Raw genomic sequence first — 15,597 nt, 5'->3', positions numbered from 1 at the left:
CGATGATCGACGCGTACGAGGATCCGGGCGAGCCCGACTGTCGCGGCGGCGCGCGCTATCTGTGGTGGCTGGTGACCCGGCAGGCGGGGCGCTCCGTGCTCGGTGCCCTGATCTCCGCCGTGTGGATGGTGCTGCTTGCGGCGACGCCGTATCTGCTCTCGCGTGCCGTGGACGAGGGGCTCGCGCCCGGTGACCTGGCGGCGCTGGCGGCGTGGACCGGTGCCCTGGCCGTGGTGCACGTGTTCAACGCCTGGCTGAGCATCATGCGGCACCGCACGATGACCCGGGTGCGGATGGACGCCCTCTTCCGCACGATCAAGGTCGTGGTGGGGCAGTCGGTGCGGCTGGGCGCCGCGCTGCCGCGCCGGATCGGGGCCGGGGAGGTCGTCACGATCGGCGTGGGCGACGTACAGACCATCAGCAACTCCCTGACCGTCATCGGACCGGGCTTCGGTGCGATCGTGGCCTATCTGACGGTCGCCGTGCTGCTGGTGTCGGTGTCGGTGCCGATCGCGGTGATCGTGCTGCTGGGGATGCCGGTCATCGCCGTGCTCGTCGGACCGCTGCTCGGGCGGTTGCAGGGCACCGAGACGGAGTACCGGGAGCGGCAGGGCATCCTGACCGCGCGTATCGCCGACCTCGCGGGCGGACTGCGCGTCCTCAACGGTCTCGGCGGCAAGGACCTGGTCGCCGACGCCTTCCACCGCGACTCGCAGAAGCTGCGCGCGCAGGGGTACCGGGTCGGCGCGGTGACCAGTTGGGTGCAGGCCCTCGGGCTGGGCCTGCCGACGCTGTTCCTGGCGGTGGTGACCTGGCTGGCGGCCCGGCTGGCCGCCCAGGGCGCCATCACGGTGGGCGAGTTGGTCTCCGTCTACGGCTATGTCGCGGTCCTCGTCCGCCCGGTCGCCTTCTTCGTCGACTTCGTCTACATGGCCGCCCGCGGTGTGGTGGCGGCGCGTCGGGTCGTGGGGTTCCTTCAGCTCGAGCCGATGACCGACACCGGCACCCGGGACGCGCCCGCCGAGCCGTCGGTGCTGCACGACCCCGAGTCCGGGGTGAGGGTGCCGCCGGGCCGCCTGACCGCACTGGCCGGGGCGCTGCCGGCGCAGACCACGGCCGTCGTGGACCGCCTCGGCCGCTACACCCCGTCGGCGGCGACATGGGGCGAGGTGCCCCTGGCCGAGATCGCGCTACCGCAGATCAGACAGCGCATCCTGGTCGCCGACCACGAGGCCGACCTGTTCGCGGACACACTGCGGGAGCTGATCGCCGGTCACAGGGACCGGGAGGAGCCGGCGATCGCACAGGCGGTGCACACGGCGGTCGCCGAGGACATCGTGCGCGGCCTGCCCGACGGACTGGACAGCCCGATCGACGCCCAGGGCCGCAACCTCTCCGGCGGCCAGCGCCAGCGCGTCCGCCTGGTCCGCGCCCTGCTGGCCGACCCGGAGGTGCTGCTCGCGGTGGAGCCGACGTCGGCTCTGGACGCCCATACGGAGGCGAGGGTCACCGAACGCCTCAACGCGGCACGCCGGGGCCGCACAACGCTGGTGACGACGACGTCCCCTCTGGTCCTGGATCAGGCGGACATTGTCCACTACCTGGTCGACGGCAAGGTGTCGGCCACCGGCACCCACCGGGACCTGCTGAACGCGGTACCGGGATACCGGGTTCTGGTGGCACGTGACGAGGACGCCGAGGAGTTCGCCAAGTGACGGAGCCGCAACGCCGCAAAGGGGCGCGGGGAACCGCGCGAGAAACCACATCCGGCCCGCACCCGGCAGCCGACACGAAGCCCCGGGCTCTCCCCCGCGACACCCTCCCCATCGCGGAACCCGACGACGTCCGCCGAGCCACGATCCGCCTGATCCGAGCCGACGCCAAGGCCTTCACCGGCGTACTCGCCCTGAACTCCCTGGCGGCGATCGCCGGCCTCGCCGCCCCCTGGCTGGTGGGCCGCATCATCGACGAGGTCCGCGCCGGCCACGGCGTGGCGGCCGTCGACAGACTCGCCCTGGCGATCCTGCTGGCCGCGGCGGTGCAGCTCCTGCTGGCCCGCTGGGCCCGCTATGTGGGCCACCGCTTCGGCGAGCGGACCCTCGCCCGGATCCGCGAGGACTTCGTCGACCGCACCCTCGCCCTGCCCGCGAACGTCGTGGAGCGCGCCGGCGCCGGCGACCTCACCGCACGCGGCACCGCGGACGTCGCCCTGGTCGGCACCACCCTGCGCGACGTCGGCCCGGTGCTGCTCATCAGCTCCGTACAGGCGGTGTTCCTGCTGGCCGCGGTGATCACGCTGGACCCGCTGCTCGGGGTCTGCGGAGTGCTCGGCTTCGGCGGCATCTGGTGGGCGCTGCGCTGGTATCTGCGCCGGGCACGCGACGGCTATCTCGCCGAGGGCGCCGCCACCTCGGACATCGCGGAGATCGTCGCGGCGACCGCGAGCGGTGCCCGCACGGTGGAGGCGCTGCGCCTCGAACGACGCCGGGTGGCCGCGAGCCGCGACGCGCTGGAGACCTCCCGGCGCACCCGCCTGTACACGCTGTTCCTGCGCACGGTGTTCTTCCCGGCCGTCGAGGTGTCGTACCTGGTGCCCGTGGTGACGGTCCTGATGCTGGGCGGCGTGCTGCTGGAGCGCGGCGCGCTGAGCCTGGGCTCGGTCGTGGCGGCGGCCCTGTATCTGCAACAGCTCGCCGAGCCGCTGGACGAGATCCTGATGCGGGTCGAGCAACTCCAGAGCAGCGGCGCGTCGTTCGCCCGGGTGGAGGGGCTGGCGCGGGCCCCGCGGGCGACGGAGAGCGACGCGCCGACGCCCGCGGACGACCGGATCGACGTGACCGGTGTGCGCTACGCCTACGACCGCGGCGGCGAGGTGCTCAGCGATGTCGACCTGACCGTCCGGCCGGGGGAGCGCCTCGCGGTGGTCGGCCCGTCCGGCGCCGGGAAGACGACGCTGAGCCGGCTGCTCGCGGGCGTGGACGCGCCGACCGCCGGCTCGGTGACGGTCGGCGGTGTGCCGGTCGTCGCGCTGGGCCCGGAGCAGTTGCGCCGCCAGGTCGTCCTGGTCACCCAGGAGCATCACGTCTTCCTCGGCACGGTCCGCGACAACCTGCGCATCGCCGAGCCGTCGGCCACCGACGAGGACCTGTGGGCCGCCCTGACCGCGGTGGGCGCCGAATCCTGGGTACGGCAACTGCCCGACGGCCTGGACACGGCGCTGGGCGACGGGGGCCGCGCGACGGACGGCTCGCAGGCCCAGCAGCTCGCGCTCGCCCGGGTGGTGCTGGCCGACCCGCACACCCTGATCCTCGACGAGGCGACGGCCCTGCTCGACCCGACGACCGCCCGCCACACCGAGCGCGCGCTGGCCGCCGTACTTCAGGGCCGTACCGTCATCGCCATCGCGCACCGGCTGCACACCGCGAGCGACGCGGACCGCGTGGCCGTGATGGAGAACGGCCGTCTCACCGAGCTCGGCACCCACGACGAGCTGGTCACGGCGGCCGGGGCGTACGCGGCACTGTGGCGGTCCTGGCACGGGGAGCGGCCCGCCTGAACAGGCGATCTATGCTCGTTGCCGTAGGAGATCCCTGGCACGCTGAAGAAAGCCACAGTAGAAAGCCGCAGTGCATTGAACTTCTGGTCGATCTACCAGCACGGCTTCGCGCGGGTCGCCGCGTGTACGGGCCACACCGTCATCGCCGACCCGCTCGCCAACGCGGAGGCGGTGCTGCGGCAGGCGCGCCGCTGCGCGCAGGACGGCGTCGCGGTCGCCGTCTTCCCCGAGCTGGGCCTGACCGGCTACTCGATCGAGGACCTGCTGCTCCAGGACCCGGTGCTCGACGACGTCGAGCAGGCGCTGGGCACGGTGGTGGCCGGGTCGGCGGACCTGCTGCCGGTGCTGGTCGTCGGCGCGCCGCTGCGCCATCGCCACCGGATCTACAACTGCGCGGTGATCGTGCACCGCGGCCGGATCCTCGGCGTCGCCCCGAAGTCGTACCCGCCGAACTACCGGGAGTTCTACGAGCGCCGCCAGATCGCGTCCGGCGAGGACGAGCGCGGCGGCACGATCCGGGTCGCCGGCGCGGAGGTGCCGTTCGGGATCGACCTGCTCTTCGAGGCCGAGGACGTCCCGGGCCTGGTGCTGCACGCGGAGATCTGCGAGGACATGTGGGTGCCGGTGCCGCCGAGCGCGGAGGCGGCGCTGGCCGGCGCGACCGTGCTCGCGAACCTCTCGGGCAGCCCGATCACGGTCGGCCGGGCCGAGGACCGCCGGCTGCTGTGCCGGGCGGCGTCCACGCGCTGCCTGGCCGCCTACGTCTACTCGGCGGCCGGTCTCGGGGAGTCCACCACGGACCTGTCCTGGGACGGGCAGACCATGATCTACGAGAACGGCGCCCTGCTCGCCGAGACGGACCGCTTCGCGAGCGACGACCAGTACGCGGTGGCCGACGTCGACCTCGACCTGCTGCGGCAGGAGCGGCACCGGATGGGCACGTTCGACGACAACCGGCGCGCGCACGCCGGGCGCACCGGCGACTTCCGGAGCATCAAGTTCCGGCTCGACCCGCCGATGGCCGACCTCGGGCTGAGGCGCCGGGTGGAGCGCTTCCCGTTCGTGCCGGCCGACGCGGACCGGCTCGCGCTGGACTGCTATGAGGCGTACAACATCCAGGTCGCGGGCCTTCAGCAGCGCCTTTCGGCGATCGGCGGCCCGAAGGTCGTCATCGGGGTGTCGGGCGGGCTGGACTCCACGCACGCGCTGATCGTCGCCGCCCGCGCGATGGACCGGGCCGGGCGCCCGCGCAGCGACATCCTGGCGTTCACGCTGCCCGGCTTCGCGACCAGCGACCACACCAAGGACAACGCCCACAAGCTGATGAACTCGCTCGGTGTCACCGCGGCCGAGCTGGACATCACGCCGACCGCGCGGCTGATGCTGCAGGAGATGGGCCACCCGTTCGCGTCCGGCGAGCCGGTGTACGACGTCACCTTCGAGAACGTGCAGGCGGGCCTGCGCACCGACTACCTGTTCCGGCTCGCGAACCAGCGCGGCGGCATCGTGCTCGGCACCGGTGACCTGTCGGAGCTGGCGCTGGGCTGGTCCACGTACGGCGTGGGCGACCAGATGAGCCACTACAACGTCAACTCCGGTGTGCCGAAGACGCTGATCCAGCATCTGATCCGCTGGGTCATCGGCAGCGAGCAGTTCGACGAGGAGACCGGCCGGACCCTGGCCGCGATCCTCGACACCGAGATCAGCCCGGAGCTGGTCCCGGGCGAGGAGATGCAGTCGACCGAGTCGAAGATCGGGCCGTACGCGCTGCACGACTTCACGCTCTTTCACGTCCTGCGGTACGGCTTCAGGCCGTCGAAGATCGCGTTCCTGGCCTGGCACGCCTGGCACGAGGCGGACGCGGGCGCCTGGCCGCCGGGGTTCCCCGAGGCGAAGCGGGTGGCGTACGACCTGGCCGAGATCCGGCGCTGGCTTGAGGTCTTCTGCCGTCGCTTCTTCGCGTTCGCACAGTTCAAGCGCTCCGCGATGCCGAACGGCCCGAAGGTCTCGGCGGGCGGTTCGCTCTCCCCGCGCGGCGACTGGCGGGCGCCGTCCGACGGCAACGCGGCGGCGTGGCTGCGCGATCTCGGCCGGATCGACGATTGAGGCGACTGGTCCGTTTATCGAACGTGAACTCCCGGACAACGAACGATTTCCGGCCAACTTCCTGACGCGGTCCTGACAGAAACCGCAGTCACCTGCCACTCTTCCCACGGCCGCGACACAGCAACCCCACAGCACCGTCACACGACGGTGCCCGCGGCCGAACTCCCGCACGCGCACGTCGTTCTGCGTACCACCCCGATCTGCCCGGACGGCCCACCCGCCGACCGGTCTCCCCTGGCCGTGTGATCCGCGGCCGCGCAGAAGGAGTCAGTGTTGAGAGACAGTTCCTCCCACAGACGCACCCCCCACACGACGTCCCGGAGGGCCGCCGCCGTCGCCCTCGTCGGCGTCTCCGCCCTGATCGCCGCGGCCGTCCAGTCGGGCGCCGCCACCGCAGCCCCGGAGAAGGCACCGTCGGCCGCGGGCAAGGTCATACCGGGCGCCGAGTCCGTCAAGCTGTCCCCCGCCCAGCGCGCCGAGCTGATACGCGAGGCCAACGCCGCCAAGGCGGACACCGCCAAGGACCTGGGCCTCGGAGCCAAGGAGAAGCTGGTCGTCCGTGACGTCGTCAAGGACGGTAACGGCACGGTCCACACCCGCTACGAGCGAACCTACGACGGTCTGCCCGTCCTCGGCGGCGACCTGGTCGTCGAGACCACGAAGTCCGGCGCGACCAAGGACGTCGTGAAGGCGACCCGAGCCGCCATCAAGCCGGCGACCACGACCGCCGCCGTCCCCGCCGCCAAGGCCGAGAAGCAGGCGCTGGCCGCGGCGAAGGCCGAGGACGCCAAGAGCCCGGACGTCAACAAGGCGCCGCACAAGGTGATCTGGGCCGCGAACGGCAAGCCGACCCTCGCCTACGAGACCGTCGTCGGCGGCCTCCAGGAGGACGGCACCCCGAACGAGCTGCACGTCATCACGGACGCCGCGACCGGCGCCAAGCTGTACGAGTACCAGGCCATCGAGACCGGTACCGGCAACACGATGTACAGCGGCACGGTGACGCTGGGCACCACGCAGTCCGGGTCGACGTACAACCTGACCGACGGCGCGCGCGGCAACCACAAGACGTACAACCTCAACCGCGGCACCTCCGGCACCGGCACCCTCTTCTCGGGTCCCGACGACGTGTGGGGCAACGGCGCCGCGTCCAACCTGGAGACCGCGGGCGCCGACGCGCACTACGGTGCCGCGCTGACGTGGGACTACTACAAGAACGTGCACGGCCGCAGCGGCATCAAGGGCGACGGCGTCGGCGCCTACTCCCGGGTTCACTACGGCAACAACTACGTCAACGCGTTCTGGTCCGACAGTTGCTTCTGCATGACCTACGGCGACGGCTCGGGCAACTCCAACCCGCTGACGTCGATCGACGTGGCCGGCCACGAGATGACCCACGGCGTCACCTCCAACACCGCGGGCCTCGTCTACAGCGGCGAGTCCGGCGGTCTGAACGAGGCCACCTCCGACATCTTCGGCTCGACCGTCGAGTTCTACGCCAACAACTCCTCCGACGTCGGTGACTACCTCATCGGCGAGGAGATCAACATCAACGGCGACGGCACCCCGCTGCGCTACATGGACAAGCCGAGCAAGGACGGCGCGTCCAAGGACGCGTGGTACTCGGGCATCGGCTCGATCGACGTGCACTACTCGTCGGGTCCGGCGAACCACTTCTTCTACCTGCTGAGCGAGGGCAGCGGCACCAAGACCATCAACGGTGTCACCTACAACTCGCCCACCTCGGACGGCCTTCCGGTCACCGGCATCGGCCGCGCCAAGGCGGAGAAGATCTGGTTCCGCGCGCTGACCACCAAGTTCACCTCGAACACCAACTACGCGGCCGCCCGCACCGGCACCCTCGCGGCCACCGGTGAGCTGTACGGCACCACGAGCCCCGAGTACAAGGCCGTGCAGGACGCCTGGGCGGGCGTCAACGTGGGCACCCGCTCCGACGGCGGCGGCGGTGGCGGTACCTCGTTCGAGAGCGGAACCGACGTCTCGATCCCGGACAACGGGGCGGCGGTCACGTCGCCGATCACGGTGTCCGGCCGTACCGGCAACGCGCCGTCCAACCTCCAGGTCGCCGTGGACATCGTCCACACCTACATCGGTGACCTCAAGGTGGATCTGGTCGCCCCCGACGGCACGGCGTACACCCTGAAGGCGTACGGCACCGGCGGCAGTTCGGACAACCTCAACACGACCTACACGGTGAACGCCTCCTCCGAGGTCGCCAACGGCGTCTGGAACCTGCGCGTCCAGGACAACGCGGCCATCGACACCGGCTACATCAACAGTTGGAAGCTCACCTTCCCGTAGGCCCGTTCGCGGTCTGCCTCTGACAGGGCGTCGTCTCGGTGGGTTCAACTCCCGCCGGGACGGCGCCCGTTCATGTTTCTGAAACATTCACCCTTCAGTCAAATTTTGGCCAACATCACCGAGCACTCCTGACATGTACGCGTCCCAGGTGTCACGCTTCCCACACCCGCCGCACCAGCACCAATGCACCTCCCCCACAAAAGGAGCTCGTGTGACCCCCCTCTACGCGCGTCGCAAGCGCACCACCCTGGCCATCGCCACCACCGTGGCCGCCGGGGCCCTCCTCACCACCGCGCTGACCACCGGTGGTTCGGCCGCCGCGGCCCCCGCGGACGCCGGTGCCAAGGCCACCCCGCTCGCCGTGCCGGTCGCGCTCGCCCCCGCGGCGCGCACCACACTCATCAAGGACCGGCAGGCCGAGGCCGCCGACACCGCCGACGAGATAGGCCTCGGCGCCCAGGAGAAACTGGTCGTCAAGGACGTCGTCAAGGACGCCGACGGCAGCGTCCACACCCGCTACGAGCGCACCTACGCGGGCCTGCCCGTCCTCGGCGGCGACCTGGTCGTCCACGAGTCGGCGTCCGGCGCGAGAAAGGGCGTGACCAAGGCGACGAAGGCCACCATCAAGGTCGCCTCGCTGAAGCCGGCGATCACCGCGGCCAAGGCCGAGGGCCAGGCCGTCTCGCTCGCCAAGTCGGCCGGTTCGAAGAAGACCGAGGCGGACAAGGCGCCCCGCAAGGTGATCTGGGCGGCGAACGGCAAGCCGACCCTCGCCTACGAGACCGTCGTCGGCGGCCTCCAGGACGACGGCACCCCGAACGAGCTGCACGTCATCACCGACGCCGCCACCGGCAAGAAGCTCTTCGAGTACCAGGGCATCGAGACCGGCAGCGGCAAGAGCCTGTACTCGGGCACGGTCACGCTCGGCACGACCAAGTCGGGCTCGACGTACCAGCTCTACGACACCACGCGCGGCGGCCACAAGACGTACAACAAGGCCCGCAGCACCAGCTCGTCCGCCGGCACGCTGTTCACGGACGCGGACGACACGTGGGGCACCGGCACCGCCTCCAGCTCCTCCACCGACCAGACCGCCGCCGTCGACGCGGCCTACGGCGCGCAGGAGACCTGGGACTTCTACAAGAACACCTTCGGGCGCAGCGGCATCAAGAACGACGGCAAGGCCGCCTACTCCCGCGTCCACTACGGCAACGCCTACGTCAACGCCTTCTGGGACGACAGTTGCTTCTGCATGACGTACGGCGACGGCGAGGGCAACACCAACCCGCTGACGTCGCTGGACGTGGCCGGCCACGAGATGACCCACGGCGTCACCTCCAACACCGCGGGCCTGAACTACACGGGCGAGTCGGGCGGCCTGAACGAGGCCACCTCCGACATCTTCGGCACGGCGGTCGAGTTCTACGCCAAGAACTCCGCCGACGTCGGTGACTACCTCATCGGCGAGGAGATCGACATCAACGGCGACGGCACCCCGCTGCGCTACATGGACAAGCCGAGCAAGGACGGCGCGTCCAAGGATGCCTGGTCCTCGTCGCTGGGCGGGCTGGACGTGCACTACTCCTCGGGCCCGGCGAACCACTTCTTCTACCTCCTGTCGGAGGGCAGCGGCGCGAAGACGATCAACGGGGTGAGCTACAACTCCCCGACGTCCAACGGCTCGACGGTCACCGGGATCGGCCGGGACAAGGCCGCCGCGATCTGGTACAAGGCGCTGACCGAGTACATGACCTCGACCACCAACTACAAGGCCGCCCGCACGGCGACGCTGAGCGCGGCGTCCGCCCTGTACGGCTCCACCAGCACGGAGTACAAGACGGTGGCGGCCGCCTGGTCGGCCATCAACGTGAGCTGACGCGCAGCTAGCTGACAGGGGCGGCACCCGGGACGAAGGCATCCCCGGGTGCCGCCCTACTCTTGGGACCCATGTCCTTCACGTACGAAGACGTCGGCGCGACCCGGGAGAACGGCTTCTGCCCGCCCGGCTTCCACCCCATGAACGTGCGCACCCGCATCGGCGAGGGCGAAGACGTCTTCCGCAGAGCCGCCGAGGCGGTCATGACCTGGGAGATGCACCGCAGTATGGGCGTCGGCATAGAAGCGGCGGCCGACCGCGCGGCCCCCGACGTCGACGTCACGGTCACCCTCGCCGGCGTCATCAGAGCCCCCTGCCGCGTCGTGTGGACGGTCGAGGAACACCGCCGCATCGGCTGGGCCTACGGCACCCTCTCCGGCCACCCCGAGTGCGGCGAGGAGTCCTTCATCGTGGACCGCACGGGCGACGGCACGGTCTGGCTGACCGTCCACGCCTTCAGCCGCGCGGCCAAGTGGTACGCCCGAGCCGGCGGCCCGGCCACGCGGGGGTTGCAGCACGCGTACGCCCGGCGGTGCGGCAATGTGCTGCGGCAGCTCTGCGAGCGCGAGGTCAAGGAGTTCTGAGGACACCTCGTCCCCCCGAGCCTCGCGCCCGCCCCGCCACCGCGTCACCGCATCAGAACCCCCGCCCCCTCCCCCAGGTCCTCGGCGGGCACCGCCACCAGACCCAGCTCGGCGCTCGACGCCAGCAACCGATGGGCCGGCAGGATCCGGACGGTGTAGCCGTAGGGCCCCGTGCGGTCCAGGGACAGCGGGCCCTCGTAGGTCCAGCGGCCCTCGGTGTCCGGGCCGCCCGACGGCTTCAGGGGCACCGTCGACGCGTCCCCGATGTTGTCCTCCGGGTCGACGCGGCCCGAGACCACCTGGACCTCCACGTCGTCCGGGGCGAGGTCGCCGAGGCCGACGCGGACGCGGAGGGTGAGGGTCGTGCCGAGTTCGGCCGTTGCCGTCACCGTGGACACGGACGTCTCCACATGGTCGACGCTGACGTCGTGCCAGGCGGAGCGGACCCGTCCCTTCCAGACCGCGAGTTCACGCGCCGCGTCCGGCGTCATCGCTCGGTGGGCGTGTGCGGCGGGGGTGTAGAGGCGCTCCACGTACTCGCGGACCATCCTGCCGGCCAGGACCTTCGGACCGAGCAGGGTGAGGGTCTGGCGGACCATCTCGATCCAGCGGTCGGGCAGGCCGCTCTGCCCGCGCTCGTAGAAGCGGGGCGTGACGCGCTGTTCCAGCAGGTCGTACAGCGCCGCGGCCTCTATGTCGTCCCGGCGGTCCGGGTCCGTGCCGGTGCCGTCCGCCGTGGGGATCGCCCAGCCGAAGTCGGGCTGGAACCACTCGTCCCACCAGCCGTCCAGGACGGACAGGTTGAGACAGCCGTTCAGGGCCGCCTTCATCCCGGAGGTGCCGCACGCCTCCAGCGGTCGCAGCGGGTTGTTCAGCCAGATGTCGCAGCCGGGGTACAGCTTCTGGGCCATCGCCATGCCGTAGTCCGGCAGGAAGACGATGCGGTGGCGTACCCGCGGGTCGTCCGCGAACCGCACCAGCTCCTGCACCAGACGCTTGCCGCCGTCGTCCGCCGGGTGCGCCTTGCCCGCCACCACGATCTGGATCGGCCGCTCGGGGTGCAGGAGCAGGTCCATCAGACGGTCGCGGTCACGGAGCATCAGCGTGAGGCGTTTGTACGACGGGACCCTGCGCGCGAATCCGATCGTGAGGACGTCGGGGTCCAGGACGCCGTCGATCCAGCCCAACTCGGCCGTCCCGGCACCGCGCTGGCGCCAGGACGCGCGCAGCCGCTCCCGTACCTCCGTCACGAGCTGCTCGCGCAGCACCCGCCGCAGTTCGAAGATGTCCTGGTCCGGGATCTCCCCGACCGCGTCCCAGCGGTCCGAGCCACCCACCGTCATCGCGTCCTCGGTGCGCTGGGCGCCGATCTGGCGGGCCCCGAGGCGGAAGACCTCGGGGGCGACCCAGGTCGGGGCGTGGACGCCGTTGGTGACCGAGGTGATCGGGACCTCGTCTGGGTCGAACCCCGGCCACAGGCCCGAGAACATCTCGCGGCTGACGTTGCCGTGCAGCAGCGAGACGCCGTTCGCCCGCTGGCCCAGGCGCAGGCCCATCACGGCCATGTTGAAGAGGTTCGGCTCGCCGCCGGGATAGGTCTCCATGCCGAGCTGGAGGATGCGCTCGACGTCGATGCCCGGGAGCTCGGCGTCGGGGCCGAAGTGGTGCGCGACCAACTCGCGGTCGAAGCGGTCGATGCCGGCCGGCACGGGGGTGTGGGTGGTGAAGACGGTGCCCGCGCGGACGGCCTCCAGCGCGGGGTCGAAGTCCTGTCCCTGGGCGGCCAGTTCGGCGATGCGCTCCAGGCCGAGGAAGCCGGCGTGGCCCTCGTTGGTGTGGAAGACCTCGGGCTCGGGGTGGCCGGTCAGCCGGCAGTACGTCCGCACCGCCCGGACCCCTCCTATGCCCAGCAGCATCTCCTGGAGCAGCCGGTGCTCGCTGCCGCCGCCGTAGAGGCGGTCGGTCACCCCGCGTTCGCCGAGGTCGTTCTCCTCGACGTCGGAGTCGAGCATCAGCAGCGGCACCCGGCCGACCTGGGCCAGCCAGACGCGGGCGTGCAGCGACCTGCCGCCGGGCAGGGCGAGCGAGACCTGAGCGGGGGTGCCGTCGGGCTCCTTCAGGAGCGCCAGCGGCAGCTCGTTCGGGTCCAGGACGGGGTAGTGCTCCTGTTGCCAGCCGTCCCGGGACAGGGTCTGGCGGAAGTAGCCGTGCCGGTACAGCAGCCCCACGCCGATGAGCGGCACACCGAGGTCGCTGGCCGCCTTGAGGTGGTCCCCGGCGAGGATGCCGAGGCCGCCGGAGTACTGCGGCAGGGCGGCCGTGATGCCGAATTCGGGCGAGAAGTAGGCGACGGCGGCGGGGAGTTCGGCGGACTGCTCCTGATACCAGCGTCCACCGGTGACGTAGTCGTTGAGGTCGCCGGCGACCGCGGTCAGCCGGCGCAGGAAGTGGCGGTCCTCGGCCAGTTCCGCGAGGCGCGCGGGCGAGACGCTGCCCAGCAGCCGCACGGGGTCGTCGCCCGAGGCGGCCCAGCGCTCCGGGTCCACGGACTGGAAGAGGTCACGGGTCTCCGCATGCCAGGACCAGCGCAGATTGCGCGCCAGGTCGCTGAGGGGCCGGAGGGGTTCGGGGAGGACAGGTCGGACGGTGAATCGACGGATCGCCTTCACGGTTCACCTCGGGCAGCACGTGGCAGGGGACACACGGCGGTGTGGGTCCCGTCATCGCCCCCGACGGTATCGGTATGCGGGGCTTCGTAACCACAGGGCGTTTTTGCGACTGTCAAGTCGAAGCGGACGGGGCGCCTCCGTCTGAAATCGAGCGCAACCTTTGCACATCCCCCATAGCCGATATGGCCGATTCCGCCCCCGTAGGCGTCCTTGTGGTGACTTCTCGCCTCACGAGAGGGTGACAGAGGCGTACCGGCCACACCGGGTGCACCCGGTGGTTCACGGCCGCCGTGCGCCGAGTTGAGGAGGGGAACTCACACCATGGCACGGACGCGCACACGGCGTCTGCGCCGGGCGGGTGGTCTGACCGCGATGACCTGTGTCGCCGCGCTTTCGGCCACCACCATGCCCGCGCACGCCGTACCGGAGGGGCAGATACTCGGCGCCGGAGACCCCGGCTCCGTGAGCGGCAGTTACGTGGTGACACTCAAGGGGGGAACGAAGGCTCCGTCGGCGGCCGGAAAGAGCCTCGCCGAGAAGTACGGGGCGAAAATCAGCCACACCTACGGCACGGTTCTCAACGGCTACGCGGTCCTGGCCAATGAGAGACAGGCCAAGCGGCTCGCCGGCGACCCCCGGGTCGCCTCGGTCGTCCAGGACACCCGGGTGACTCTGGAGCACACCCAGAAGAATCCGCCGTCCTGGGGTCTCGACCGCATCGATCAGGCCAATCTTCCGCTGGACAAGAGCTACACCTGGCCCGAGTCCGCGGGCGCCGGGGTGACGGTCTACGTCATCGACACCGGCATCCGTATCTCGCACAAGGACTTCGGCGGCCGGGCGAGTTACGGCTGGGACTTCGTCGGCAACGACAGGTCGGCGGGTGACGGCAACGGCCACGGCACCCATGTCGCCGGCACCATCGCGGGCAGGCGGTACGGCGTCGCGAAGAACGCCGAGGTCGTGGCCGTACGCGTCCTGGACAACGCCGGCGGTGGCACAACGGCCCAGGTCATCGCGGGCATCGACTGGGTGACCAAGCACGCGAGGAAGCCGGCGGTCGCCAACGTCAGCCTCGGCGGCTACCGAAACGCGCAGCTCGACGCCGCCGTACGCAACTCCATCGCCGCCGGCGTCACCTACACGGTGGCCGCGGGCAACGACGGGCTGCCGGCCGGCCTGTACTCGCCGGCGGCGGTGCGCGAAGCCATCACCGTCGGGGCCACCGACAAGAAGGACGCGCGGGCCGGTTTCTCCAACACCGGACCGGTACTGGACGTGTTCGCCCCGGGCGTGTCGATCACCTCCGCGTCGTACGCGAGCGACACCGGCCGGGCCACCTACTCCGGTACGTCGATGGCATCACCGCACGTGGCGGGGGTGGCCGCGCTCTATCTGGCGGATCATCCCAAGGCGTCGCCGGCTCAGGTCTCCAAGGCGCTGGTGGCGCGGGCCGCTTCCGGCAAGGTCTCCGGCCGCGGGCTCGGCTCACCGAACAAACTCTTGCAGGTACCGGGCTCGTAGCGGCCACTTCACGGCGAAGTGCGGACACCGGCCCCGTTCCTGAAGGAACGGGGCCGGTCTTGTGCGTAGACATACGCGTGAGTAGTTAACAAAGTGCCGGATTGCCCACACGAATAGGGTGGGAAGGCTCCTCCGGTACACCCCACTCGTGCGCCCCCGGGCGCGCTCCGGAACACCACGCAGGACCCACCTCCCCACAGCCATCCGCCCACCCACGTTGACGCGGACAGGAGCGGTCATGCCCGCCAAGCACCACCAGTCGTCCACACCCCCGACGCCTCGCGCCGTAGCGCCCCCAGTCCCCCGCGCCACCGCCGCCGACCCCGGACCGCCGGCTCCGGAGCGACCCTCCACGGCCGATGCGACCGGCGGTGTCGGGCGCATACCGGTTCTCGACGTCCGCCCGGTCGTCCAGCACGGACGCAGGCCCGCGAAAGCGGTCACCGGCGAGACCTTCGAGATCTCGGCGACCGTGTTCCGCGAGGGACACGACGCCGTGGCCGCCAATGTGGTCCTGACCGACCCCGACGGCCGCCCCGGCCCCTGGACCCCGATGCGTGAACTCGCCCCCGGCACCGACCGCTGGGGCGCCGACGTCACCCCCGGCGAGCCGGGCCACTGGACCTACCACGTGGAGGCGTGGGGCGACCCCATCAGCACCTGGCGGCACCACGCCGGGATCAAGATCCCTGCCGGGATGGACACCGAGCTGGTGCTGGAGGAGGGCGCGCGGCTGTACGAGCGTGCCGCCGCCGCGGTGTCCAAGGGCGAGGGGCGGCCGGTGATCCTCGCGGCCGTCGAGGCCCTGCGGGACGAGAACCGCCCGGCCGCGTGGCGGTTGGCGGCAGCGCTGACGCCCGAGGTCGACGCGGTGTTGGGGCGGTATCCGTTGCGGGATCTGGTCACCGCGTCGGATCCGCTGCCACTGCTGGTGGAGCGGGAACGCGCCCTGTACGGCTC

General features: G+C 71.1%; 9 protein-coding genes. 8 read left to right on the top strand and 1 reads right to left on the bottom strand.

Annotated elements, in window-relative coordinates:
* Positions 1 to 2 precede the first annotated feature (2 nt).
* The 6 genes from ACZ69Q_RS45055 to ACZ69Q_RS45030 all read left to right on the top strand — a co-directional run bounded on the left by ACZ69Q_RS45055 (position 3) and on the right by ACZ69Q_RS45030 (position 10,444).
* Entirely contained in the window at positions 3 to 1,715 is a 1,713-nt protein-coding gene (locus ACZ69Q_RS45055) for an ABC transporter ATP-binding protein (RefSeq protein ID WP_471054595.1), read from the top strand.
* A gap of 110 nt (positions 1,716 to 1,825) precedes the next feature.
* A complete protein-coding gene (locus ACZ69Q_RS45050) occupies positions 1,826 to 3,556 on the top strand; it encodes an ABC transporter ATP-binding protein (protein ID WP_471054627.1) in 1,731 nt (576 codons plus the stop codon).
* A gap of 75 nt (positions 3,557 to 3,631) precedes the next feature.
* Entirely contained in the window at positions 3,632 to 5,662 is a 2,031-nt protein-coding gene (locus ACZ69Q_RS45045) for an NAD(+) synthase (RefSeq protein WP_471054593.1), read from the top strand.
* Between the two features lie 273 nt (positions 5,663 to 5,935).
* Complete coding sequence (locus ACZ69Q_RS45040) at positions 5,936 to 7,984, top strand: M4 family metallopeptidase (RefSeq protein ID WP_471054591.1); 2,049 nt, start codon at positions 5,936 to 5,938, stop codon at positions 7,982 to 7,984.
* Between the two features lie 211 nt (positions 7,985 to 8,195).
* Positions 8,196 to 9,860 carry a M4 family metallopeptidase gene (locus ACZ69Q_RS45035; RefSeq protein ID WP_471054589.1) on the top strand — a complete coding sequence of 555 codons (1,665 nt, stop codon included), beginning with the start codon at positions 8,196 to 8,198 and terminating at the stop codon, positions 9,858 to 9,860.
* 71 nt (positions 9,861 to 9,931) lie between these two features.
* Complete coding sequence (locus tag ACZ69Q_RS45030) at positions 9,932 to 10,444, top strand: DUF1990 domain-containing protein (protein WP_471054587.1); 513 nt, start codon at positions 9,932 to 9,934, stop codon at positions 10,442 to 10,444.
* Between the two features lie 44 nt (positions 10,445 to 10,488).
* Here the strand turns inward: ACZ69Q_RS45030 and ACZ69Q_RS45025 are convergent, their stop codons facing one another.
* Positions 10,489 to 13,113 carry a glycosyltransferase family 1 protein gene (locus ACZ69Q_RS45025; protein ID WP_471054585.1) on the bottom strand — a complete coding sequence of 875 codons (2,625 nt, stop codon included), beginning with the start codon at positions 13,111 to 13,113 and terminating at the stop codon, positions 10,489 to 10,491.
* A gap of 321 nt (positions 13,114 to 13,434) precedes the next feature.
* Between ACZ69Q_RS45025 and ACZ69Q_RS45020 the strand changes: the two genes are divergently transcribed.
* Together ACZ69Q_RS45020 and ACZ69Q_RS45015 are read left to right on the top strand one after the other, a co-directional pair.
* Positions 13,435 to 14,637, top strand: coding sequence for a S8 family peptidase (locus ACZ69Q_RS45020; protein WP_471054583.1), 1,203 nt, complete (start codon positions 13,435 to 13,437; stop codon positions 14,635 to 14,637).
* A 238-nt stretch (positions 14,638 to 14,875) separates the two neighbouring features.
* A partial coding sequence (locus tag ACZ69Q_RS45015) for a maltotransferase domain-containing protein (protein ID WP_471054581.1) occupies positions 14,876 to 15,597 on the top strand: 722 nt, incomplete at its 3' end.

The sequence above is a fragment of the Streptomyces sp. NPDC036764 genome (genome assembly GCF_055609385.1).
This window is presented reverse-complemented; position numbering and strand designations above follow the sequence as displayed.

What these genes read in the sequence shown, in the direction of transcription:
- ACZ69Q_RS45055 (WP_471054595.1), top strand. Translation starts at nt 3, where the DNA reads ATGATCGACGCGTACGAGGATCCGGGCGAGCCCGACTGTCGCGGCGGC.
- ACZ69Q_RS45020 (WP_471054583.1), top strand. Translation starts at nt 13,435, where the DNA reads ATGGCACGGACGCGCACACGGCGTCTGCGCCGGGCGGGTGGTCTGACC.
- ACZ69Q_RS45030 (WP_471054587.1), top strand. Translation starts at nt 9,932, where the DNA reads ATGTCCTTCACGTACGAAGACGTCGGCGCGACCCGGGAGAACGGCTTC.